The organism is Streptomyces sp. NPDC001492 (assembly GCF_053597275.1).
Map to the genome: position 1 here is coordinate 111554 of NZ_JBSFHW010000022.1, position 24523 is coordinate 136076.

General features: G+C 70.1%; 18 protein-coding genes. 16 read left to right on the forward strand and 2 right to left on the reverse strand.

The window, feature by feature from the left end:
• Positions 1-59 precede the first annotated feature (59 nt).
• The 8 genes from ACWC1K_RS27005 (at position 60) to ACWC1K_RS27040 (ending at position 11152) form a co-directional block, all read left to right on the forward strand.
• Positions 60-3434 carry a pyruvate carboxylase gene (locus ACWC1K_RS27005; RefSeq protein WP_450835035.1) on the forward strand — a complete coding sequence of 1125 codons (3375 nt, stop codon included), beginning with the start codon at positions 60-62 and terminating at the stop codon, positions 3432-3434.
• 232 nt (positions 3435-3666) lie between these two features.
• Positions 3667-5598 carry a glycosyltransferase family 2 protein gene (locus ACWC1K_RS27010; RefSeq protein WP_450834972.1) on the forward strand — a complete coding sequence of 644 codons (1932 nt, stop codon included), beginning with the start codon at positions 3667-3669 and terminating at the stop codon, positions 5596-5598.
• A 376-nt stretch (positions 5599-5974) separates the two neighbouring features.
• On the forward strand, positions 5975-6199 hold the full coding sequence (locus ACWC1K_RS27015) for a hypothetical protein (RefSeq protein ID WP_450834974.1): 225 nt from the start codon (positions 5975-5977) through the stop codon (positions 6197-6199).
• Between the two features lie 222 nt (positions 6200-6421).
• Positions 6422-7507: an S-(hydroxymethyl)mycothiol dehydrogenase gene (locus ACWC1K_RS27020; protein ID WP_450834975.1), complete on the forward strand. Its 1086-nt coding sequence runs from the start codon at positions 6422-6424 to the stop codon at positions 7505-7507.
• Positions 7507-8136 (forward strand): MBL fold metallo-hydrolase, encoded by a 630-nt coding sequence (locus ACWC1K_RS27025; RefSeq protein ID WP_450834977.1) that lies wholly within the window; start codon positions 7507-7509, stop codon positions 8134-8136. The genes ACWC1K_RS27020 and ACWC1K_RS27025 overlap by 1 nt, the downstream gene beginning before the upstream one ends.
• Positions 8137-8335: 199 nt before the next feature.
• Positions 8336-8698: a bifunctional 3-phenylpropionate/cinnamic acid dioxygenase ferredoxin subunit gene (locus ACWC1K_RS27030; protein WP_030928447.1), complete on the forward strand. Its 363-nt coding sequence runs from the start codon at positions 8336-8338 to the stop codon at positions 8696-8698.
• Positions 8695-9894, forward strand: coding sequence for an NAD(P)/FAD-dependent oxidoreductase (locus tag ACWC1K_RS27035; RefSeq protein ID WP_450834979.1), 1200 nt, complete (start codon positions 8695-8697; stop codon positions 9892-9894). Before ACWC1K_RS27030 ends, ACWC1K_RS27035 begins: the two co-directional genes overlap by 4 nt.
• Positions 9895-10021: 127 nt before the next feature.
• The gene (locus ACWC1K_RS27040) at positions 10022-11152 is read left to right on the forward strand and encodes an aromatic ring-hydroxylating oxygenase subunit alpha (protein ID WP_450834981.1); all 1131 of its coding nucleotides are present in this window, start codon (positions 10022-10024) and stop codon (positions 11150-11152) included.
• Between the two features lies 1 nt (position 11153).
• Here ACWC1K_RS27040 and ACWC1K_RS27045 read toward each other — a convergent pair whose 3' ends face one another.
• On the reverse strand, positions 11154-11900 hold the full coding sequence (locus tag ACWC1K_RS27045; protein ID WP_450835037.1) for an IclR family transcriptional regulator: 747 nt from the start codon (positions 11898-11900) through the stop codon (positions 11154-11156).
• Between the two features lie 202 nt (positions 11901-12102).
• On the opposite strand from ACWC1K_RS27045, the gene betA reads away from it, so the two are divergent.
• Genes betA through ACWC1K_RS27060 form a run of 3 tightly spaced genes read left to right on the forward strand, consistent with a single transcriptional unit; the run spans position 12103 to position 15042 of the window.
• Entirely contained in the window at positions 12103-13770 is a 1668-nt protein-coding gene (gene betA / locus ACWC1K_RS27050) for a choline dehydrogenase (RefSeq protein ID WP_450834983.1), read from the forward strand.
• 3 nt (positions 13771-13773) lie between these two features.
• Positions 13774-14610: a methylenetetrahydrofolate reductase gene (locus ACWC1K_RS27055; RefSeq protein ID WP_450834984.1), complete on the forward strand. Its 837-nt coding sequence runs from the start codon at positions 13774-13776 to the stop codon at positions 14608-14610.
• Between the two features lie 6 nt (positions 14611-14616).
• Positions 14617-15042, forward strand: a complete 426-nt coding sequence (locus ACWC1K_RS27060) for a hypothetical protein (protein WP_450834986.1) — start codon at positions 14617-14619, stop codon at positions 15040-15042.
• A gap of 72 nt (positions 15043-15114) precedes the next feature.
• On the opposite strand, the gene purU is transcribed toward ACWC1K_RS27060, so the two are convergent.
• Positions 15115-15987: a formyltetrahydrofolate deformylase gene (gene purU, locus ACWC1K_RS27065; protein WP_450834988.1), complete on the reverse strand. Its 873-nt coding sequence runs from the start codon at positions 15985-15987 to the stop codon at positions 15115-15117.
• Positions 15988-16205: 218 nt separating this feature from the next.
• On the opposite strand from purU, the gene ACWC1K_RS27070 reads away from it, so the two are divergent.
• From ACWC1K_RS27070 to ACWC1K_RS27090, 5 genes are all read left to right on the forward strand, one after another.
• Positions 16206-17675, forward strand: coding sequence for an aldehyde dehydrogenase family protein (locus ACWC1K_RS27070; RefSeq protein WP_450834989.1), 1470 nt, complete (start codon positions 16206-16208; stop codon positions 17673-17675).
• Between the two features lie 20 nt (positions 17676-17695).
• Positions 17696-18784 carry a quaternary amine ABC transporter ATP-binding protein gene (locus ACWC1K_RS27075; protein ID WP_450834990.1) on the forward strand — a complete coding sequence of 363 codons (1089 nt, stop codon included), beginning with the start codon at positions 17696-17698 and terminating at the stop codon, positions 18782-18784.
• A complete protein-coding gene (locus ACWC1K_RS27080) occupies positions 18784-20784 on the forward strand; it encodes an ABC transporter permease (protein ID WP_450834992.1) in 2001 nt (666 codons plus the stop codon). Before ACWC1K_RS27075 ends, ACWC1K_RS27080 begins: the two co-directional genes overlap by 1 nt.
• Positions 20785-20797: 13 nt before the next feature.
• Positions 20798-21760: an ABC transporter substrate-binding protein gene (locus tag ACWC1K_RS27085; RefSeq protein ID WP_450834993.1), complete on the forward strand. Its 963-nt coding sequence runs from the start codon at positions 20798-20800 to the stop codon at positions 21758-21760.
• A 217-nt stretch (positions 21761-21977) separates the two neighbouring features.
• On the forward strand, positions 21978-24416 hold the full coding sequence (locus ACWC1K_RS27090) for a GcvT family protein (RefSeq protein ID WP_450834995.1): 2439 nt from the start codon (positions 21978-21980) through the stop codon (positions 24414-24416).
• Positions 24417-24523 lie beyond the last annotated feature (107 nt).

A 24523-nucleotide genomic window follows, 5' to 3' on the forward strand; every position in this document is an offset into this window, starting at 1 on the left:
CAGGAGGGCATGTCACCGACACCATGGGGGACGTCATCCGCAGGCTGAAGGGAGCGGCGATGTTCCGCAAGGTGCTGGTAGCCAACCGTGGTGAGATCGCGATCAGGGCGTTCCGGGCGGGCTACGAGCTGGGCGCAAGGACCGTCGCCGTCTTTCCGCACGAGGACCGAAATTCGCTGCACCGGCTCAAGGCCGACGAAGCGTACGAGATCGGCCAGCCGGGCCACCCGGTCCGCGCGTATCTCTCCGTCGAGGAGATCGTCCGCGCGGCGCGTCAGGCGGGCGCCGACGCCGTCTACCCCGGCTACGGCTTCCTGTCCGAGAACCCCGAGCTGGCCAAGGCCTGCGAGGAAGCGGGCATCACCTTCGTCGGGCCGAGCGCGCAGACCCTGGAGCTGACCGGCAACAAGGCCCGCGCCGTGGCCGCCGCCCGCGCGGCCGGCGTCCCGGTGCTCGGCTCCTCCCAGCCCTCCACCGACATCGACGAACTCGTCCGCGCGGCCGACGAGATCGGCTTCCCGGTGTTCGTGAAGGCCGTCGCGGGCGGCGGCGGGCGCGGAATGCGCCGCGTGGAGGACCCGGCCCAGCTGCGCGAGTCCATCGAGGCGGCGTCCCGCGAGGCGGCCTCCGCGTTCGGCGACTCCACCGTCTTCCTGGAGAAGGCCGTCGTCGACCCCCGGCACATCGAGGTGCAGATCCTCGCCGACGGCCAGGGCAACGTCATCCACCTCTATGAGCGCGACTGCTCGGTGCAGCGCCGCCACCAGAAGGTCATCGAGCTGGCCCCGGCGCCCAACCTCGACCCGGAGCTGCGCGACCGCATCTGCGCCGACGCGGTCCGCTTCGCCCGCGAGATCGGCTACCGCAACGCGGGCACCGTCGAGTTCCTCCTGGACCGCGACGGCAACCACGTCTTCATCGAGATGAACCCGCGCATCCAGGTCGAGCACACGGTCACCGAGGAGGTCACCGACGTCGACCTCGTCCAGTCCCAACTGCGCATCGCCTCCGGCGAGTCCCTCGCCGACCTCGGCCTGTCCCAGGAGACGGTGAAGCTGCACGGTGCGGCCCTCCAGTGCCGTATCACCACCGAGGACCCGGCCAACGGTTTCCGCCCGGACACCGGCCGCATCAGTGCCTACCGCTCGCCCGGCGGCTCGGGCATCCGCCTGGACGGCGGAACCACCCACGCCGGTACGGAGATCAGCGCCCACTTCGACTCGATGCTGGTCAAGCTGACCTGCCGGGGCCGGGACTTCAAGGCGGCGATCGGCCGGGCCCGGCGCGCCGTCGCCGAGTTCCGCATCCGCGGTGTCGCCACCAACATCCCGTTCCTGCAGGCGGTCCTCGACGACCCGGACTTCCAGTCCGGGCGGGTGACGACCTCGTTCATCGAGCAGCGCCCGCACCTGCTGACCTCCCGCTCCTCCGCCGACCGCGGCACCAAGCTGCTCACCTACCTGGCCGATGTGACGGTGAACAAGCCGAACGGCGAACGTCCCGAGCTGGTCGAGCCCGTGAGCAAGCTGCCGGTGCTGCCTGCCGGGGAGCCGGCCGCCGGCTCGCGTCAGCGGCTGGTCGAGCTCGGCCCGGAGGGGTTCGCCCGCGCGCTGCGCGAGTCGCCCACCATCGGCGTCACCGACACCACCTTCCGCGACGCCCACCAGTCCCTGCTCGCCACCCGCGTCCGCACCAAGGACCTCCTGGCGGTCGCCCCCGTGGTCGCGCGGACCCTGCCCGAGCTGCTGTCCCTGGAGTGCTGGGGCGGAGCGACGTACGACGTCGCGCTGCGCTTCCTCGCCGAGGACCCCTGGGAGCGCCTGGCCGCTCTCCGGGAGGCCGTGCCCAACATCTGTCTGCAGATGCTGCTGCGCGGCCGCAACACCGTCGGCTACACCCCGTACCCGACCGAGGTGACCGACGCCTTCGTGCAGGAGGCCGCCGCCACCGGCATCGACATCTTCCGCATCTTCGACGCCCTCAACGACGTCGGCCAGATGCGCCCCGCCATCGACGCCGTACGCGAGACGGGCACGGCGATCGCCGAGGTGGCCCTCTGCTACACCTCGGACCTGTCGGACCCGAACGAGCGCCTGTACACGCTGGATTACTACCTTCGCCTCGCGGAGCAGATCGTCGAGGCGGGCGCCCACGTCCTGGCGGTCAAGGACATGGCGGGCCTGCTGCGCGCCCCGGCCGCCGCCAAGCTGGTATCCGCGCTGCGCCGGGAGTTCGACCTCCCCGTCCACCTGCACACCCACGACACGGCGGGCGGCCAGCTGGGCACCTACCTGGCCGCGATCCAGGCGGGCGCGGACGCGGTGGACGGCGCGGTGGCCTCGATGGCGGGCACGACGTCCCAGCCGTCCCTGTCGGCGATCGTCGCCGCCACCGACCACTCCGACCGGCCCACCGGCCTCGACCTCCAGGCGGTCGGCGACCTGGAGCCGTACTGGGAGAGCGTCCGCAGGGTCTACGCCCCCTTCGAGGCGGGCCTCGCCTCCCCGACGGGGCGCGTCTACCACCACGAGATCCCCGGCGGCCAGCTCTCCAACCTGCGCACCCAGGCCGTCGCGCTCGGCCTCGGCGACCGCTTCGAGGAGATCGAGGACCTGTACGCGGCCGCCGACCGGATGCTCGGCCGTCTGGTGAAGGTCACCCCGTCCTCGAAGGTGGTCGGCGACCTCGCCCTGCACCTGGTGGGCGCCGGGGTGGACCCGGCCGAGTTCGAGGCGACCCCGAACCGCTACGACATCCCCGACTCCGTCATCGGCTTCCTCCGCGGCGAACTGGGCACCCCGCCCGGCGGCTGGCCGGAGCCGTTCCGCACCAAGGCACTCGAAGGCCGCGCCGAGCCCAGGCCCGTGCAGGAGCTGAGCGCGGAGGACCGCGAGGGCCTGGCTAAGGAGCCCCGCGCCACCCTCAACCGGCTGCTGTTCCCCGGCCCGACGCGTGACTACGAGACCCACCGCCAGGCCTACGGCGACACCAGCGTGCTGGACAGCAAGGACTTCTTCTACGGGCTGCGCCCGGGCAAGGAGTACGCCGTCGACCTCGAACCCGGCGTCCGGCTGCTGATCGAGCTGGAGGCGGTCGGCGAGGCCGACGAGCGCGGCATGCGCACCGTGATGTCCACGCTGAACGGCCAGCTCCGCCCGATCCAGGTGCGCGACAAGGCGGCCGCCTCCGACGTCCCGGTGACGGAGAAGGCCGACCGCACCAACCCGGGCCATGTCGCCGCCCCGTTCGCCGGCGTGGTCACCCTCGCGGTCGCCGAGGGCGACGAGGTGGACGCCGGTGCGACGGTGGCCACCATCGAGGCGATGAAGATGGAGGCCGCGATCACCGCACCCAAGGCGGGCACCGTCGGCCGGCTGGCGATCAACAAGATCCAGCAGGTGGAGGGGGGCGACCTGCTCGTCGAGATCGGCTGACGAGGAGAGCACCCGCGCATGTGTCACAGGCCCGGTCCCACCTGCCCGTCGGGGGGACCGGGCCTGTGGCGGCTCGTCAGTTCGGCTGGACTGCTGCCGCCCGGCACCCCCGGCGGACGGCTCCCCTCCAGGTAAGGCCGTCCCATGAATGACGTAAGAGGATAACTGGGACGAATCCGGGCGGTCCTTTTCGACCCGTTCGTCCTTCCGGCTGCCCGGTAGCGTCTCGCGGATGCCGAGAGTCAAGGTCAGCGTCGTCGTGCCCGTGTACAACACCGGGAAGTACGTCGACGAGTGTGCGCCGTCGCTGCTGGGGCAGTCCCTGCCCGCCGACGAGTACGAGGTGATCTACGTCGACGACGGTTCGACGGACGACACCCTGGGCCGCCTGGAGAAGATCGCGGCGGAGCACCCGAACGTGCAGGTGCACACCCGCCCCAACTCGGGCTGGCCGGGCGCACCGCGCAACCTCGGCATGAGCCACGCCCGGGGCGAGTACATCCAGTTCGTCGACCACGACGACACCCTCGGCCCCGAGGCGCTGGAGCGGCTCTACGAGTTCGCCAGACGCAACGAGGCCGACGTGGTGCTCGGCAAGATGTCCACCACCATGGTCCGGCCCCGCCGGTTGTTCCGGCACACGGTGGACGCCTGCACCATCGAGAACGACGAGCTGATGCAGAGCATGTCGCCGCACAAGATGTTCCGGCGCGCCTTCGTCGAGAAGCACGGACTGCGCTTCCCCGAGGGCCCCTGGATCCTGGAGGACCTGCTCTTCGTCAGTGCCGCCTACCTCAAGGCGGAGCGGATCTCGATCCTCGCCGACTACCCCTGCTACTACTGGATGAAGCGGGACGACGGCGGCAACAACACCCAGCACCGGTTCAGCTCCCGGCACGGCTTCTGGCCCCATTGCCGCGCCGTCGTCCGCCAGATCAAGGACGGCACCGAGGCCTCCGACGACATCGACGCTCTGCAGAACCGCCTCCTGCACCGCCTCTACCACGTCGAGATCCTCTCCCGCACCCGCGAGCCCGAGATCCTGCGCGAGGACCCGGCCGAGCAGAGGCAGCGCTTCGAGGCGGCCCGCGAACTGGCGCTGACGGAGTTCCCGGCGGCCGTACGCGAGGGGCTGCCCGCCGTGTCCCGGCTACGCGCCGAACTCCTCGAACGCGGCGACTTCGACGGCGCGTTCGCTCTCGCCGAGCGCGTCCGCGAGGTGAAGGCCCGCAGTGAGGTCGGCGACCTGCGCTGGGAGGACGGCCGGCTGGTTGCCGACGTCACCCTCGACCTGCTGCGCGGTGACGGCGAACCCCTGGCCCTCGTCGAACGGGACGGCAGGCGATGGCTGGACCCCGGGCTGCCGGCCGGCGTGACCGGCGTAGAAGACGGCTGGGAGGTCCGCGACCCGTTCCGGCTGGCGTACGCGGAACTGGTGGTCAAGGACCGGGACCGCGAGGACTGGTGGTACCCCGACGGCGACCTGGAGGTGCGCCTGGAGCCGCTCGGCGAGGGCCGCTCGCGGCTGGTCGCCTCCGGACGGCTGCTCCTCGATCCCGAGCGCCTGGCCGGGGGCCGTCCGCTGGAGCGCGGGGTGCACGACGTGTGGGCGTACGTCCAACTCCTCGGCGTCGACCGGATGGTCCGCGTCACCGGTGACGGCACCCCGGGTGCCCCGGCCGCGAACCCGGCGGTGACCGGCGGCCGCCTCGCGCTCCCGTACTGGACGGCAGGCGGCCAGCTCGCCCTCGACGTGGACCAGCGTCAGCGCGGACTCGGCCCCGACACGGCCGGTGCCGCCCCGGCGAACACCGGGCGCGGCAGGCGTTCGCTCCCGCTGCCGTATGTGGCGGCGGGTGCGGGCGGAGCCCCGGCTCGTACCAAGGTCACGGTCTCCGCCCTGACGCTGGACGCCGAGCTGGTCCCCGCTCCCGACGGCACGACGGCGGAACTGCGTCTGCCCGCCCGTCTCGACCTCCCGGCCGGCCGCCACCCGGTCACCCTCCCGAAGACGGACACCCCGCTCGCTCACGCCGTCGTCCGCGGTGGTGCCCTGCTCCGCCTGGAGGGCCCGGCGTACGAGCCCGGCAGCGGACGCCGACTCCTCGACTCGGTCGCGGACCACGGCCAAGTACGGCGCCTGCGGCGGCGGTTGCGCCGCTGAGTGCTCCGCCTTCACCGGGTGCCCGGTCGGACGAGCCTGAACACGAGCCGTGCCGCGCCCCGTCGGGCGGACCGGCGCGGGCGGACGGCGGGGACCCGGCCGGAGCCGGGCTCGACTCCGGTGCCGTTCGCGAAGTACTGCCCGGCGGGAGTGGGGGCGAGGGACCAGTCGCTGCCGAAGAAGACGTGGCCGGGGCGGGTGATGGCGAGCAGGGTGGGCAGGGCGGCCGGGCCGGAGGACGGCGCGGTGGCGAAGTGGAAGCTGCGCAGGACGTCCAGCGGGCTGCGTCCGTGTCGCTCGCGATGGCGACGGCCATCCGGTGCGAGGCATACGGCACGAAGCCGCCCGCCTGGCCGAGGATGAACCGGATGTTCGGGTGGCGCCGGACGATGCCGCCCGGGACCAGGACGTTCTCGACGGCGGGCGCCGGCAGGTCCGCCGGGTGGATCGGTGCGACGGCGCTGCGGTCGTCGAGGACCTGCCGCAGCTGGTCCCGGCTGCCCGCGCCGAGGTACGTGCCCTGGTTGTCGGCGAGCAGGGTGACCCCGTCGTCACCCAGGGGTGGTCGCCGCCGCGGCGCCCAACGGCACCGCCGCCTTGAGGATGTCGCGCCGCCGTAGCGATCACTGCACCCGTTGCCGTAATGATCGCTCCGGCAAGAGCGGCGAGAACGCCCGTCAGTCCTCGGGATCGGCGATCTCGCCGCGCCTCTTCGAGAGCCTTGACCCGGGGTCTGCGCTCCACGATGCTGTGTTGCGGCACATGAGATGCGTGCCGTATTGAGCAACATCTGACTCAGTCTCGTACCAGCCGAGGAGTGGCCATGACGCACCAGGTCCGTGGAGTCGTCGCGCGGGGCAAGGGCGCCCCCGTCAGCCTGGAGACGATCATCGTGCCCGACCCGGGACCGGGCGAGGCGCTGGTGAAGGTCGAGGCCTGCGGGGTCTGCCACACCGATCTGCACTACCGCGAGGGCGGCATCAACGACGACTTCCCCTTCCTGCTGGGCCACGAGGCCGCGGGTGTGGTGGAGGCCGTGGGGGAGGGCGTCACCGATGTCGCCCCCGGTGACTTCGTGATCCTCAACTGGCGTGCCGTGTGCGGGCAGTGCCGGGCCTGTCTGCGCGGGCGGCCCTGGTACTGCTTCAACACCCACAACGCCAGGCAGAAGATGACCCTGGAGGACGGCACCGAGCTCTCCCCGGCGCTGGGCATCGGCGCGTTCGCGGAGAAGACGCTGGTCGCGGCGGGGCAGTGCACCAAGGTCGACCGGTCCGCCTCGGCGGCCGCCGCCGGTCTGCTCGGCTGTGGCGTGATGGCGGGCATCGGCGCCGCGATCAACACCGGCAACGTCGGCCGCGGTGACAGTGTGGCGGTCATCGGCTGCGGTGGCGTCGGCGACGCCGCGATCGTCGGGTCGAACCTGGCCGGCGCCGCGAAGATCATCGCGGTGGACCTGGACGACCGGAAGCTGGAGACCGCCCGCAAGCTGGGCGCGACCCACACCGTCAACTCCAAGGAGACCGACCCCGTCGAGGCGATCCGCGAACTGACCGGCGGCCACGGCGCCGACGTCGTCATCGAGGCGGTCGGCCGTCCGGAGACGTACAAGCAGGCCTTCTACGCCCGCGACCTCGCCGGCACGGTCGTCCTGGTCGGGGTGCCGACCCCGGAGATGAAGCTGGAGCTGCCGCTGCTGGACGTCTTCGGCCGGGGCGGCGCACTCAAGTCCTCCTGGTACGGCGACTGCCTGCCCTCCCGCGACTTCCCGATGCTCATCGACCTCTATCTGCAGGGCCGGCTGAACCTGGACGCCTTCGTCACCGAGACCATCGCCCTGGACGAGGTCGAGAAGGCCTTCGAGCGGATGCACGGCGGCGACGTCCTGCGCTCGGTGGTGGTGCTCTGATGGCCGCCCGTATCGAACACCTGGTCACCTCGGGCACGTTCTCGCTGGACGGCGGCACCTGGGACGTCGACAACAACGTGTGGATCATCGGCGACGACCACGAGGTGATCGTGATCGACGCGGCCCATGACGCCGAGGCCATCGCCGAGGCCGTCGGCGGCCGGACCCTGCGGGCGATCGTGTGCACCCACGCCCACAACGACCACATCGACGCCGCGCCCGACCTCGCGGCGCGCACCGGCGGCCCGGTCCTGCTCCATCCCGACGACCTGCCGCTGTGGAAGCAGACCCATCCGGAGCGGGCGCCCGACGCGGAACTGGCCGGCGGCCAGGTCCTGACGGTGGCGGGCGTCGACCTGACCGTGCTGCACACGCCCGGCCACGCCCCCGGAGCCGTCTGTCTGTATGTGCCGGCGCTCGGCGCACTCTTCAGCGGCGACACGCTCTTCGCGGGCGGACCGGGCGCCACGGGAAGGTCGTACAGCCACTTCCCGACCATCATCGAGTCCATCCGGGAACGGCTGCTGTCGCTGCCCGGCGACACCGTCGTGCACACCGGTCACGGGGACACGACGACCATCGGTGCGGAGGCCCCGCACCTACAGGACTGGATCGCGCGCGGTCACTGACCCGCTGACCTGCTCGAAGGCACTGATTCCTGTGCCGACCCCTGCCTGTGATCAGTTGCTTAATGTGCTCTTTGTTGCATCAAATGCAACACCAGGCAGGGGTCATCGGGGCCCCTGAACTCCTTGACAAGGGTTCAGGGCGACCTCAGACTGATGTTGCGCTTACCGCAATCCGTTTCGTTATACGCACCGAGGTGTCATGATGATTCCCGTGTGCCGTCTCGCGGACCTCCCGCGAGGTGAGGCCTTCCGGCTCGACATCGATCCGCCGGTCTCGGTGTTCCATACCGACGACGGCGAGGTCTTCGCCATCGACGACACCTGCACCCACCAGGACGCCTCGCTCGCCGACGGCTGGCTGGAGGGCTGCGAGGTGGAATGCCCGCTGCACGCTTCCAAGTTCGACCTGCGCACCGGCGCCGTCGACGCCCCGCCGGCCAAGCTGCCGGTGCGGACGCACGAGGTGGTCGTCGAGGACGGCATGATCTACGTCCAGGTGTCGACCGACGCCCCCAACCTGCCGCCCTGCATCGCCTCCCGCCTCGCCGGAGGTCCCGCGTGAGGACGGTCGCCGTGGTCGGCGCCTCACTGGCCGGCCTGTCGGCGGCGCGCTCACTGCGGGGGCAGGGCTACGACGGGCGGCTCGTCGTCATCGGCGACGAGACCCACCGCCCGTACGACAGGCCCCCGCTGTCCAAGGAGTTCCTGGCCGGCACGATCGGCGAAGCCGACCTGGTGCTGGAGACGGACGACGAGGACCTGCAGGCCGAGTGGCTGCTCGGCGCCCGTGCGAGCGGCCTCGACCGCGACCGCCGTGCCGTGCGGCTCGCCGACGGCAGGGAACTGCGCGCCGACGGCATCGTCATCGCGACCGGTGCCGCGGCGCGCAATCTGCCCGGCGCCGAAGGCCTTGCCGGAGTGCACACCCTGCGCACCCTGGACGACGCCCGTGCCCTGCGGGACGAACTGGCCCGCGGTGGCCGGCTGGTGGTGATCGGCGGCGGCTTCATCGGCGCCGAGGTCGCCTCCACGGCGCACGCCCTCGGGCTCGACGTGACGGTGATCGAGGCGGCCCCGACGCCGCTCGCGGGCCCGCTCGGCGAGACCATGGGCGCCATCGTCTCCGCGCTCCACACCGATCACGGCGTACGGCTGTTGTGCGGCGTGGGCGTGAAGGGGCTCAGCGGTGACGAGCGAAGCGAGATGGGGGTCCCCCCGGACGGAGTCTGGGGGAAGGTCGACGCCGTCCTGCTGGAGGACGGCCGCAGCGTCCCCGCCGACATCGTCGTCGTCGGCGTGGGTGCCCGCCCGTGCGTCGAGTGGCTGGAAGGCTCCGGCGTCACGCTCGACAACGGCGTGAAGTGCGGCGCGGACGGCCGCACCAGCCTCGCCGGTGTGGTCGCGGTCGGCGACTGCGCCAACTGGTACGACCCCCGCGCGGGCGCCCATCGCCGCGTGGAGCACTGGACCGGTGCGCGCGAGCGCCCGGGCGCCGCCGTCGCCACGCTGCTGGCGGGCGGCGCGGTGGAGCCGGGTGTGCCCCGGCCGCCGTACTTCTGGTCCGACCAGTACGGAGTGAAGATCCAGTTCGCCGGTCATGCGGCCGGCGCCGACAGTGTGACGGTCGAGGAGGGCACCGCGGACGACCGCAACGTCCTGGCCGTCTACCGGCGTGCCGGGCACCCGGTCGCCGTGCTCGGGATGAACCAGCCGCGGCTGTTCACCCGCTGGCGCAAGCAGCTTGGCGCTCCGCTGTGAGCACCGAGATGGGTTGTTGTTCGTCCGCGGCACCGTTGTGGCTTGTCGCGCCCCGCGGCGGAGCCGCACATCGATACTGCCCCGCGCCCCTTCGGGGCGCTCCCCGACGTCCTCCGAGGAGTGCACCGTGACCTCGACCAGCCTGCCGGACAGCCTGATCGCCACCCTTCCCGGCTCCTCCTACACGGATCCGGCGATCTTCGCCCAGGAGCAGGAGCGCATATTCGAGACCATGTGGTTCTGCGTCGCACGCTCCTCCGAGCTGGCCAAGCCCGGCGCCTTCCGCACCGTCGACGTGGGCCGCGAGAGCATCCTCGTCACCCGCGCCCGGGACAACTCGATCCGCGCGTACTTCAACGTGTGCCGGCACCGCGGCGCCAAGCTCTGCACCGAGGAGACCGGCGAGGTCAAGCGGGCCTTCCAGTGCCCGTACCACGCCTGGACCTACGACCTGAACGGCAAGCTGGTCGCGGCGCCCAACCTCACCAAGATGCCCGACGTCGGCCGCACCGAGTACGGCCTGGTCAGCGTGGCCGTCCGCGAATGGCTCGGCTACGTCTGGGTGTGCCTGGCGGAGAACCCGCCCTCCTTCGAGGAGGACGTCGTCGGCGAGGTCGTCGCCCGCCTCGGCGACGTGGAGTCGATCGAGCACTACGACATCGACAACCTCTCCGTCGGCAGGCGGATCGTCTACGACGTGAAGGCCAACTGGAAGCTCATCATCGAGAACTTCATGGAGTGCTACCACTGCGCCACGATCCACCCCGAGCTCACCGAGGTGCTCCCCGAGTTCGCGGACGGCTACGCCGCCCAGTACTACGTCGGGCACGGCGCCGAGTTCGGTGAGGAGGTGCAAGGCTTCACCGTCGACGGCTCCGAGGGCCTGGACCGCATCCCGGGGGTCGCCGAGGACCAGGACCGCCGCTACTACGCGATCACGGTCAAGCCGCAGGTCTTCATCAACCTCGTCCCCGATCACGTGATCTTCCACCGGATGTACCCGGTGGCCGTGGACCGCACCATCGTCGAGTGCGACTGGCTCTACCTCCCGCACGTCGTCGAGAGCGGCAAGGACGTCAGCCGGTCCGTGGAGCTCTTCGACCGCGTCAACCGCCAGGACTTCGACGCCTGCGAGCGCACGCAGCCCGGCATGAGCTCCCGGATGTACGCCAAGGGCGGCGTGCTGGTGCCCAGCGAGCACCACATCGGCGCCTTCCACGACTGGGTCAACGAGCGCCTGGGCCTCTCCCAGGGGTGACTCAGCCCAGGTAGCCCATGCGGTGACTGATCTCCTCCGCACCCTTGATCAGCACGGGCGCGAGCTCGCGCATCCGCTCCTCCGTGAAGCGGTACGAGGGTCCGGAGGCGGTGACCGCCGCGATGACCTCGCCGTCCCGGTCCAGAACCGGGGCGGCCATGGCGTGCAGACCGATCTCCAGCTCCTCCATGGTCCAGGCGTAGCCCGCCTCCCGCGCCTCCGCGAGATGCTTCTCCAGCTTGGCCTTCGAGGTGATGGTGTGCGGAGTCACCTTCTTCAGGCCCGCCTCGGTCAGCAGCGCGGCGCGCTCCTTGGCGGGCAGGTACGCCAGCAGGACCTTGCCGCTCGACGTCGCGTGCAGCGGGGTCAGCTGGCCTACCCAGTTGTGCGCGGTGACCGCTCCGGGGCCGCGCACCTGGTACAGGTTGATCGCGTAGTGCTCCTGCAGCACGGCGATGTTCACCGTCTCACCGATCTCCTCGGCGAGCCGCTCGCAGACCGGGCGGCCCTGCTGGGTGATGTCGATGCGTCCGGTCACCGCGCCGGCCAGGCGTACGATGCCGAAGCCGAGCCGGTACTTGCCGCGCTCGCCCGCCTGCTCCACCAGACCGCGTGCCTCCAGGGCGCCGAGAAGGCGGAAGGCGGTGGACTTGTGAACATCGATCTCGGCGGCCACCTCGCTGACCCCTGCCTCGCCGCGCTGCGCGAGGATCTCCAGGACGCTGATGGCCCGGTCGACCGACTGCACTCCGCCGGCCTGCGAATTTGTCGTTTCGGTGTCTTGGCTGTGGTTGCTCACTCCGAAACTATACGCGCAGTAAACAACACCACTGCAAGTAACCGTGGCGAAATCAACAACCCGTAAGTTGCGTGGCTCGCAACCTAGTGCGTATAGCGCTACTGGTACTAGCATGCCTCGCGTATCTACGGCGCGAGCGAGACGAGGCACCATGGCTCCCCAATACGACTTCGTCATCGTCGGCGGCGGTTCGGCCGGCAGTGCACTGGCGAACAGACTCTCAGCTGATCCGGCGAACAAGGTGCTGGTCCTGGAGGCAGGCCGCTCCGACTACCCCTGGGACGTCTTCATCCACATGCCCGCGGCACTGACGTACCCGATCGGCAGCCGCTTCTACGACTGGAAGTACGAGTCCGAGCCCGAGCCCCACATGGGCGGCCGGCGCATCTACCACGCGCGCGGCAAGGTGCTCGGCGGCTCCAGCAGCATCAACGGCATGATCTTCCAGCGCGGCAACCCCATGGACTACGAGCGCTGGGCGGCCGACCCCGGCATGGAGACCTGGGACTACGCGCACTGCCTGCCCTACTTCCGGCGAATGGAGAACTGCCTGGCCGCCGACCCGGACGACGAGTTCCGCGGCCACGACGGCCCCCTCGTCCTGGAGCGCGGCCCCGCCGACAACCCCCTCTTCGGCGCCTTCCTCAAGGCCACCCAGGAGGCGGGCTACGCCCCCACCGACGACGTCAACGGCTACCGGCAGGAGGGCTTCGCCAAGTTCGACCGCAACGTCCACCGCGGACGCCGCCTTTCGGCCTCGAAGGCGTACCTCAAGCCCGCCAGGAAGCGGCCCAACCTCACCGTCACGACCCGCGCCCTGGTCACCCGTGTCCTCTTCGAGGGCAAGAAGGCCGTCGGTGTCGAGTACCGGCGCGGCAAGGGCGCCCTGAAGCAGGTCCGCGCCAAGGAAGTCATCCTGTGCGGCGGCGCGATCAACTCCCCGCAGCTGCTCCAGCTGTCCGGCGTCGGCAACGCGGAGGAGCTGCGCGCCCTCGGCATCGACGTCGTGCACCACCTGCCGGGCGTCGGCGAGAACATGCAGGACCACCTCGAGGTGTACATCCAGTACGCCTGCAAGCAGCCCGTGTCCATGCAGCCGTATCTGGCCAAATGGCGGGCCCCCTTCATCGGCCTGCAGTGGCTGTTCCGCAAGGGCCCCGCGGCCACGAACCACTTCGAGGCCGGCGGCTTCGCCCGCAGCAACGAGGACGTGGACTACCCCAACCTGATGTTCCACTTCCTGCCCATCGCGGTCCGCTATGACGGCTCCGTGCCTGCGGGCGGCCACGGCTACCAGGTCCATGTCGGGCCCATGTACTCCGACGCCATCGGCTCGGTGAAGATCAAGAGCAAGGACCCACGCGAACACCCGGCGCTGCGGTTCAACTACCTCTCCACCGAGCAGGACCGCCGCGAGTGGGTCGAGGCGATCCGCGTCGCCCGCAAGCTCCTCAACCAGCCCGCGCTCGCGCCCTTCAACGACGGTGAGATCTCGCCCGGCCCGTCCGTGGAGACGGACCAGGAGATCCTCGACTGGGTCGCCAAGGACGGCGAGACCGCCCTGCACCCGTCCTGCACCTGCAAGATGGGCACCGACGAGATGTCCGTCGTCGACCCCACCAGCATGCGGGTGCACGGCGTGGAGGGCCTGCGGGTCGTCGACGCGTCGGTGATGCCGTACGTCACCAACGGCAACATCTACGCCCCGGTGATGATGGTCGCAGAGAAGGCCGCCGACCTGATCCTCGGCAAGGAACCCCTGGCGCCGTCGAAGGCCGCGTACTACCGGCACCGCGACGCCCAGAAGCAGGCCGGGTAGGCCTTGGACGCCACCGGGCTGAGGGCGCTGCTGGCCGGCGTCCGCTACGAGGTGCTGCCCGCGAAGGCCACCGAGGACAAGGTCCTCGCCCATGTCCCGCGCGACGTCGTGGTCACGGTCACGGCGTCGCCGGTCAAGGGCCTGGAGCCGACCCTCGATCTGACCGACCGGCTCGCGGCGCACGGCTACCGCGTCGTGCCGCACGTGCCCGCGCGGCTGCTGCGGGACGACGCCCATCTGAAGGAGGTCGTCGACCGCCTCCGCGAGGCGGGCGTGGACGACGTCTTCGTGCCGGCGGGCGACGCGGACCCGCCGGCCGGGTCCTACGACGGGGCCCTGCCGGTGCTGCGCCGCCTGAGCGAGCTGGGCGGGCCGTTTGCCGACGTCGGCATCACCGGCTATCCCGAGAGCCACCCCCTCATCCACGACGACCTCACCATCCAGGCGATGTGGGACAAGCGCGCGCACGCCACGTACATCGTGAGCAACCTGTGCTTCGACCCGCGGGTACTGGCGGAGTGGGTGGCGCGGATACGGCGGCGGGACGTCACCCTGCCCGTGTACGTGGGCGTCGCCGGGCCCGTGCAGCGGACCAAGCTGCTGGCGATGGCGACGAAGATCGGGGTGGGGGAGTCGACGCGGTTCCTGACCAAGCACGCGTCGTGGTTCCTGCGGTTCGCGGCACCCGGGGGCTATTCGCCGGACCGGCTGCTGGAGCGCGGTGAGGCTGCCCTGACGGCGCCTTCGGCGGGGGTGGCGGGGTTGCACGTGTTCACTTTCAACCAGATCGCCGAGACCGAAGTGTGGCGCCGCGCGCTGCTGGACCGACTCGTAGGCTGAGGCGCCGTGGGGATACTGCCGCCGAGACTGGCCCGGGTGGCCTGCGCGGCGCCGTGGGCCGTGCCCGCGGCGGGCGCCGTCGTCTTCGGTGCCGGGAGCGCGCATGCGTCGTCGTGGAGCGCCGCCGGGGCGGTTCTCGCGCTCAGCGTGATGCTCACCGTCCGCGGCTATCGGATCGGCGTGCGCTGTGAGGCCGACCGGCTGCTCGTGCGGGGCCTGCTGTGGACCCGGGTGATACCGCGGCAGCGGATTCGGGCGGTCACGGACTTTCCGGCGGTCCGCCGGCAGACGGCCACGGGCCGCAGCCGGTGGACGCCGGTCACGGCGTTCATGGGCAGTGCGGGCGAGCCGGCGTCGCTGCGGGAGGCGAAGGCAAAGTGGCTGGCGCGGCTGCGGCGCTGGGTCCGGCGTTCCGGAAGCGGGTGCGGCTGAGCCGTGCACGATCGCCGTATACGACAGTGGGCGGGCTGGAGATCTCCAGCCCGCCCACTGTCGTGGTGCTGCTCAGCGGAAGACCACCGTGCGGTTGCCGTCCACCATCACGCGGCTCTCGCTGTGCCACTTCACGGCGTGTGCGAGCACCTGGGCCTCCACGTCCCGGCCGACCGTGACCAGCTCGCCGGGGTCGAGGGAGTGGTCCACGCGGACCACGTCCTGCTCGATGATCTGGCCCTCGTCCAGGTCCGAGGTCACGTAGTGCGCCGTCGCGCCGACCAGCTTCACTCCGCGGTCGTAGGCCTGGACGTACGGGCGTGCGCCCTTGAAGCTGGGCAGGAAGGAGTGGTGGATGTTGATCGCGCGGCCCTCCAGCTGCTTGCACAGGTCGTCGGAGAGGACCTGCATGTAGCGGGCGAGCACCACGAGGTCGACGTCCAGCTCGCGCACCAGCTCCAGCAGCCGCGCCTCCGCCTCCGGCTTGGTCTCCTTGGTCACCGGGATGTGGTGGAAGGGGATGCCGTAGGTCTGAGCCAGGCCCTCGAAGTCCCGGTGGTTGGAGACGATCGCGGGGATCTCGATGTTGAGGGCGCCGGTGCGGCGGCGGAAGAGCAGGTCGTTGAGGCAGTGGCCGAACTTGGACACCATGATCAGTGTCCGGGTCGGGGTCGAGGCGTCCCACAGCTTCCAGGAGATGCGGTAGGCCTCGGCGACGGGACCGAACCGGTAACGCAGAGTTTCCAGATCTGCGTTTGGATCGGAAACGTCGAAGTGCACCCTCATGAAGAAGCGGCCCTGGAGTCGATCATCGAACTGCTGGCTTTCCAGGATGTTGCCGGAGTTCCTGACGAGGAAGCCGCTCACGGCATGGACCAGTCCCGCGCTGTCGGGACACGAGAGAGTGAGGACGAACTCACGGCCAGGTTGCGGGCGAGGGGACATGTGCGGCCTCCGTCGGTGCGTATTGCACAACAAGGTGAGCGATACGCAACATGGTCGGGCCGGTGGGCCCCTCGGTCAAGAGAGGAAGGGGCATTGGCCCCCGTGCGAAATCGTCATCCGCCAACCTCTTGACGTCTGTCTGGACATTCGTCAGGGTGTTCCACCACAAGCAATTGAATGCACGATGCGCAACGAATTTCGGTTGAAAGGCTTGGCGCGTGGCAGATCTGTATGTGGACGGAGAGTGGCGCGAGCCGGTGGCCGGCGGGCGCCGCGAAATCCGCTGCCCCGCCGACGGCACCCTCTCGGCGACCGTAGCGGAAGGGACGCGTGCCGACACCCTGGCCGCGATCGCCGCCGCCCGCCGGGCCTTCGACGAGGGCCCCTGGCCCCGCACCCCCGAGCGCGAGCGCGGCGCCCTGCTGCTGCGCACCGCCGACATCCTCGAGCGCGACGCCAAGGAGTTCGCCCGCGCCGAGTCGCTGGACACCGGCAAGCGGCTGGTGGAGAGCGAGTACGACATCGCCGATGTCGTCTCCTGCTTCCGCTTCTACGGCGGGATCGGCGGCACCGACGCCGGACGGGTGATCGACACCGGCCGCGACGACGCCATCAGCCGCGTCGTGTACGAGCCGGTCGGCGTGTGCGGACTGATCACCCCCTGGAACTACCCGCTGCTGCAGGCCAGTTGGAAGGTCGCCCCGGCGCTGCTCGCCGGCAACACGATCGTCCTGAAGCCCAGCGAGCTCACCCCCTCCACCTCCATCCTGCTGATGAAGGCACTTCAGGAGGCCGGGCTGCCGGCCGGCGCCGCCAACCTCGTCCTGGGCACCGGCCCCGAGGTGGGCGCCCCGCTCTCCGAGGACCCGCGCGTCGACATGGTCTCCTTCACCGGAGGTCTGGAGACGGGCAAGCGGATCATGGCCACCGCGGCCGCCACCGTGAAGAAGGTGGCGCTGGAACTCGGCGGCAAGAACCCCAATGTCGTCTTCGCGGACGCCGACTTCGAGACGGCCGTGGACATGGCTCTCACGGCCGTCTTCCTGCACTCCGGGCAGGTCTGCTCGGCCGGCGCCCGGCTGATCGTCGAGGACTCGCTGCACGACCGCTTCGTCGACGAGGTGGTCCGCCGCGCCCGGCTGATCCGCCTGGGCGGGCCCTTCGACCCCGACGCCGAGACCGGGGCGCTGATCTCCCCGCAGCACCTGGCGAAGGTCGAGGCGTATGTCGCGGCAGGTCTGGAAGAGGGCGCCGTACTGCGCTGCGGCGGGGAGCGGCCCACCGACCCCGAGCTCGCGAACGGCCATTACTACCCGCCGACCGTGCTCGACGCGTGCACACAGGACATGCGGGTGGTGCACGAGGAGTCCTTCGGACCCGTGCTGACCATCGAACGCTTCACCGACGAGGACGATGCCGTACGCATCGCCAACGACACCGAGTACGGCCTCGCCGGCGCCGTCTGGACCGAGGACGCCGGTAAGGCCCAGCGGGTCGCCCGGCGGCTGCGCCACGGCACGGTGTGGATCAACGACTACCACCCCTATGTGCCGCAAGCGGAATGGGGTGGCTTCGGGCACTCGGGCACGGGCCGGGAGCTGGGACCGACCGGTCTGGACGAGTACCGAGAGCCCAAGCACATCTGGCAGAACATCCAACCCCGGCCGCAGCGCTGGTTCCGCGGCTGAACGCCGAAATGAGGTCGATCGTGACCCCCACACAGACAGAGGTGCCGCAGCGGCGTGGCACCCCCCAGGACTCGGACGGCACGCCCGTCATATCCGTGCGCAATCTGTGGAAGGTGTTCGGGCCGAAGGCCGACCGGGTACCGGAATCGGAGGAGCTGTGCGGCCTCAGCCGCCGCGAGCTCATGGACCGCACCGGATGCACCGCCGCCGTACGTGATGTCAACTTCGAGGTTGCGCCCGGCGAGGTCTTCGTCGTCATGGGTCTGTCCGGCTCCGGCAAGTCCACCCTGGTGCGATGTCTGACCCGGCTGATCGAACCCACCTCGGGCGAGGTCGTCTTCGAGGGCCAGGACATCCGCGAGGCGGACGCGGCCCGGCTGCGCGACCTGCGCCGCCGCAAGTTCTCCATGGTCTTCCAGCACTTCGGGCTGCTGCCGCACCGCCGGGTCGTGGACAACGTGGCCTTCGGCCTGGAGATCCGCGGCATGAGCAAGGCCGAGCGCACCAAGCGGGCCCTGGAGGTCGTCGAGCTGGTCGGCCTGTCCGGCTACGAGAAGTCCTACCCCGACCAGCTCTCCGGCGGTATGCAGCAGCGCGTGGGCCTGGCCCGGGCGCTCGCCGGAGACCCGGACGTGCTCTTCTTCGACGAGCCGTTCTCCGCGCTCGACCCGCTGATCCGCCGTGACATGCAGAACGAGGTCATCCGTCTGCACCACGAGGTCGGCAAGACCATGGTGTTCATCACCCACGACCTTTCCGAGGCGCTGAAGCTGGGCGACCGCATCCTGATCATGCGCGACGGCAAGATGGTCCAGTGCGGCACCGGCGACGAACTGGTCGGCGCCCCGGCCGACGACTACGTCCGCGAGTTCGTGAAGGACGTGCCGCGCGGCGACGTCCTCACCCTGCGCTGGATCATGCGGGCGCCGGAGGACGGCGACGAGCTGGACGGCCCCGAGCTGGGCCCGGACGTCGTGGTGAAGGAGGCCACCCGGGCGGTGCTCGCGGCCGACAAGCCCGTCAAGGTCGTCGAGGACGGCAAGCTGCTCGGCATCGTCGGCGACGAGGAGATCCTCGCGGTGGTCGCCGGGCAGGAAGGCGGCGCGTGATGACCGTCGCCGTGGAGAAACCCGAGACGACGGAGGCTGCGGAACCGGTTGCGCCCGTCAAGACGGCCCGAAGGATCAGCCGGCCCATGGTGCTCGGCGCGATCCTCGTCGTCTGGCTGGTGCTCTTCGCCGTACTGCGCGGCAAGCAGACGCTGACGCTGGCGGCCGCCGACCTGACCGATCTGCACCGCTGGATCAACGACCTCAACGACTCCATCGGCGCCAACCGCAACTCCAACCCGCTCTTCCTGTACTTCTTCAACGAGATCCGGCTGGTCGTCGACAACCTGGCGACCTTCATCCAGCACCTGATCTCCCAGCCGTCCGGGGCCCGCCCGGTCCCGGAGATCGGCTGGCTCGGCGTCGTCGGCATCGTCGGCTACGTCTCCTGGGCCCTGGGCAACTGGCGGGTCGCGCTGCTGGCCGTGGCCGGGTTCACCTTCTTCGGGCTGCAGGGGCTGTGGCAGCAGAGCATGGACACCCTCTCCCTCACGCTCTCCGCGGTGTTCGTGGCGCTGCTGTTCGCGATCCCGCTCGGGGTGTGGGCCGGGCTGTCGGACCGGTTCAACCGGATCGTCACACCCTTCCTGGACTTCATGCAGACGATGCCGACCTTCGTCTACCTGGCACCGCTGACCCTGTTCTTCCTCATCGGCGGCGCCTCCGCCACCATCGCCACCGTGGTCTACGCGGCCCCGCCGACGATCCGCATCACCGCGCACGCCATCCGCAACGTCTCGAAGACGACCGTCGAGGCGGCCGACTCCCTCGGTGCCACCCGCCGTCAGTCGCTGCTGAAGGTGCTGCTGCCGATGTCCAAGCGGACCGTGGTGATGGGCGTCAACCAGACCATCATGGCCGCCCTGGCCATGGTGACCATCGCGGCCCTGATCAACGCTCCAGGGCTCGGCCCGGTCGTCCTCCAGGCGCTGCAGTCGCTCGACGTCGGCACCGCCTTCAACGCGGGTCTCGCCATCGTCGTCATGGCGATCGTGCTGGACCGGGTGACCACCGCGGCCGCCGCACGCGAGGAGAACGCGCGGAACGCCAAGCACGACTTCGCGAAGTGGCGGCGCCCCCTGCTGGCCGCCGGTGCCGCGGTCACGGCGGTCCTGATCTACCTGTCGCACACCTACCTGTGGGCGGCCGACTTCCCCGGTGACGGCACGGTCGGCAGCCACATCGCGAGCGCGGCGGACAGTGCGACCAACTGGGCGCAGGACAGCCTCTCGGGCGTCACCAACGCCATCCGTGACGTCATCACCAACGGTCTGCTCAACCCGTTCCAGACGCTGGTCACCGACTCCCCGTGGTGGCTCGTCGGCGCGGTGCTGGTGGCGCTGGGCGTGGTGCTCGGCGGCTGGAAGTCCGGGCTCACCACGGCCGTGTGCGTGGGCCTGCTGGTCGGCACCGGTCTGTGGTCGGACGCCATGACCACCCTGGCCTCGACGCTCGTCGCGACCGTGCTGGTGATGGTGCTCGGCATCGTCTTCGGGGTGTGGATGGGGCGCAGCATGATGGTGGACCGGCTGATCCGGCCCACCCTGGACGCCGCCCAGGTCATGCCGCCCTTCGTCTACCTCGTGCCGTTCCTCGCGCTGTTCGGCCCCACCCGCTTCACGGCCATCGTCGCCGCGATCGTCTACGGGGCCCCCGTCGCCATGAAGATCATCGCCGACGGGATCCGGGCCGTGCCCGAGACCACCGTGGAGGCGGCCACCTCCGCCGGGTGCAACACCTGGCAGATCATCACCAAGGTTCAACTGCCGATGTCACGCAGTGCCCTGACGCTCGCGACCAACCAGGGCCTGATCTACGTGCTGTCGATGGTTGTTGTGGGCGGCCTGGTAGGTGCAGGCGCTCTCGGCTACGACGTCGTGGCCGGTTTCTCCCAGGGGCAGCTGTACGGGAAGGGGCTTGCCGCGGGTGTGGCCATCGTCCTTCTCGGAGTCATGTTCGACCGGATCACTCAGGCCGCGGCGCGCCGCGCCAGCGCTTAAGGAGCACGACACCATGGCAAGACACTGGCGAGCCGGCGCGGCCGGCCTGGCCGTCCTCGGCCTCACCCTCACCGCGTGCGGCGGGGCGAAGGTCGGCGACAGCTCCTCCGCGGGCTCGGGCAGCTCGGGCAAGTGCGGCACGTTCAACCTGGCCGTCAACCCGTGGGTGGGTTACGAGGCGGACGCAGCGGTCGTCGCGTACGTCGCCCAGCACAACCTCGGCTGTACGGTCACCAAGAAGAACCTCAAGGAAGAGATCGCCTGGCAGGGCTTCGGCACCGGCGAGGTCGACGCGGTCCTGGAGAACTGGGGCCACCCCGACCTGGTGAAGAAGTACATCGACCAGCAGAAGACCGCCGTGGACGCCGGCCCGACCGGCAACAAAGGCATCATCGGCTGGTACGTGCCGCCGTGGCTGGCCAAGGCGCACCCCGACATCCTCGACTGGAAGAACCTCAACAAGTACGCGTCGAAGTTCAAGACGTCCGAGTCGGGCGGCAAGGGCCAGCTCCTGGACGGCGACCCGTCGTACGTCACCAACGACGAGGCGCTGGTCAAGAACCTGAAGCTGAACTTCAAGGTGGTGTACGCGGGCAGCGAGACGGCGCTCATCCAGGCCTTCCGCACCGCCGAGAAGAACAAGCAGTGGGTGATCGGCTACTTCTACGAGCCGCAGTGGTTCCTGTCCGAGGTGCCGCTGAAGAAGGTCAGCCTGCCCGCCTACAAGACGGGCTGCGACACCGACGCGGCGAAGGTCGCCTGCGACTACCCCGTCTACAACCTCAACAAGATCGTCAGCGCGAAGTTCGCCAAGGCCGGCAGCCCCGCCTACAAGCTGGTCAAGAACTTCAACTGGACGAACGACGACCAGAACGAGGTCGCCAAGTACATCGCCCAGGACAAGATGACGGACGACGCGGCGGCCAAGAAGTGGGTCGAGGCCAACAAGGACAAGGTCGACGCCTGGATCAAGTAGCCGAGTCCCGAGGCCGGTCGGACATGCCCGGCGGGCGGTGCGCGCATCTGCGCGTACCGCCCGCCGGGCATCGCCGTGTCCGGGTGCGTGTTTCGGCCCGTTTTCCGACGTCACAGCCCTCTTGACACCCCCTCCCGCGACAGGCACGCTGAGTTGCGCAACCTGAATCACGTTGCGCAGAAGGCAACTCGACGGTTTGAATTTCGGAGGTGCGGCGATGGCGGGACCCCGAGTGGTGATCATCGGAGCAGGCGTCGTGGGAGCGGCCCTCGCTGACGAGATCTCCGCGCGAGGCTGGACCGAAGTGACCGTGGTCGACCAGGGCCCGCTGCCCGCCACGGGAGGCTCCACCTCGCACGCGCCGGGCCTGGTCTTCCAGACCAACTCCTCCAAGACCATGACCGAACTGGCCCGCTACACCGTCGAGAAGTTCTGCTCCCTCGACGTCGACGGCAAGCCCTGCTTCCTCCAGGTCGGCGGCCTCGAAGTGGCGACCACCCCCGAGCGCCTCGCGGAACTGCACCGCCGCCACGGCTGGATCACCGCCTGGGGCATCGAGGCCCGGCTGCTGAGCGCCGACGAGTGCGTCGAGCGGCACCCCCTGGTCAACCGGGACAAGGTCCTCGGCGGCCTCCTCGTCCCCACGGACGGCCTGGCCAAGGCGGTCCTCGCGGTAGAGGCACAGATCCGCCGCGCCACCGAGCGCGGCGTGACCTTCCTGGCCCGCCACGAGGTCCTGGACGTCCAGCAGGCCGACGGCCGCGTCACCGGCGTCCTCACCGACCAGGGCGAGATCGCGGCCGACATCGTGGTGTGCTGCGCCGGCATCTGGGGCCCGAAGATCGCCCGCATGGTGGGCATGAACCTCCCGCTGACCCCGCTCGCCCACCAGCTCGCCTGGACCGGGCCCGTGCCCGCGCTCGCCGGCCAGACCGAGGAGGCGGTCCGCCCGATCCTGCGGCACCAGGACGCCGACCTCTACTACCGCGACCGCTTCGACGGTATCGGCATCGGCTACTACGGCCACCGCCCGATGCCGATCACCGCCGACGAGATCCTCGCCTTCGACGAGACCGCGCCCATGCCGTCGGTCCTGAAGTTCACCGAGGAGGACTTCGAGCCGGCCTGGGCCGAGACCCAGTCCCTGCTCCCCGCGACGCAGGAGGCCAAGGTCGAGGAGGGCATCAACGGCCTGTTCTCCTTCACCACCGACAACTTCCCGCTGCTCGGCGAGTCGAGCGACGTCAAGGGCTTCTGGGTCGCCGAGGCCGTCTGGGTCACGCACTCCGCGGGCGTCGGCCGGGCCATGGCCGAGTGGCTGGTCGACGGCTACTGCTCCTCCTTCGACCTGCACGAGTGCGACGTCAACCGCTTCGAGCCGCACCAGCTCTCCCCGGAGTACGTCCTGGCCCGCGACTGCCAGAACTTCGTGGAGGTCTACGACATCCTCCACCCCCTCCAGCCGTCCGGGAAGCCGCGCCCGATCCGCACCAGCCCCTTCCACGCCCGCCAGCAGGAGCACGGCGCCTTCTTCCTGGAGGCCAACGGCTGGGAGCGCCCGCAGTGGTACGAGGCCAACGCCTCCCTCGTCGAAGGCCGCAACATCCCGACCCCGGGCGACTGGGCGGCGCAGTACTGGTCGCCCATCGTCGGCGCGGAGGCGCAGGCCACCCGCGAGACCGTCGCCCTGTACGACATGACAGCCCTCAAGCGCCTGGAAGTCAGCGGCCCCGGCTCCGCCGACTTCCTGGAGAAGCTGGTCACCGGCAAGGTCGCCAAGTCCGTCGGCTCGGTGACGTACACCCTGCTGCTCGACCACGACGGCGGCATCCGCAGCGACGTCACCGTCGCCCGCCTGGCCCGCGACCTCTTCCAAGTCGGCGCCAACGGCAACCTGGACCTCGACTGGTTCACCCGCCACCTGCCCGCCGACGGGACCGTCCAGGTCCGCGACATCACCCCCGGCACCTGCTGCATCGGACTGTGGGGACCGCTGGCCCGCAAGGTCCTGCAGCCGCTGACGGACGAGGACTTCTCCAATGACGGCCTCAAGTACTTCCGCGCCAAGCACGCCTACATCGGCTCGGTGCCGGTGACCGCGATGCGCCTGTCGTACGTCGGTGAACTCGGCTGGGAGCTGTACACCACCGCCGACCAGGGCCAGAAGCTCTGGGACACCCTGTGGCAGGCGGCGAAGCCGCTCGGCGGCATCATCGCCGGCCGCGGCGCCTTCAACAGCCTCCGCCTGGAGAAGGGGTACCGGTCCTTCGGCACCGACATGACCTACGAGCACGACCCGTACGAGGCCGGGGTCGGGTTCGCCGTGAAGCTGGACAAGGGTGACTTCATCGGCAAGGCGGCACTGTTGCTCCGCAAGGAGAACGTGGGGCGCAGGCTGACCTGCCTCACCATCGACGACCCGCGGTCGGTCGTCATGGGCAAGGAGCCGGTGTACGACGGTGAGAGCGCAGTCGGGTATGTCACGAGTGCCGCGTACGGCTACACGATCGGCAAGGGCATCGCGTATGCGTGGCTGCCGAGTGAGCTGGCCACTCCTGGGACCGCGTTGCAGATCGGGTACTTCGATCAGCGCATCGAGGCGGTCGTGGCCGAGGAGCCTCTGTTCGACCCGACTATGTCCCGTCTTCGTGGGTGAGTGGTTCGTAGGCGTTGCCTCGATGGGTTGTCGATCGTGTGCAGGTGAGTCGTGGCGGGTCGCGCCGTTCCTCGCGCCCCTTGAGAAGCTGCAGTTGCCCTATGGGA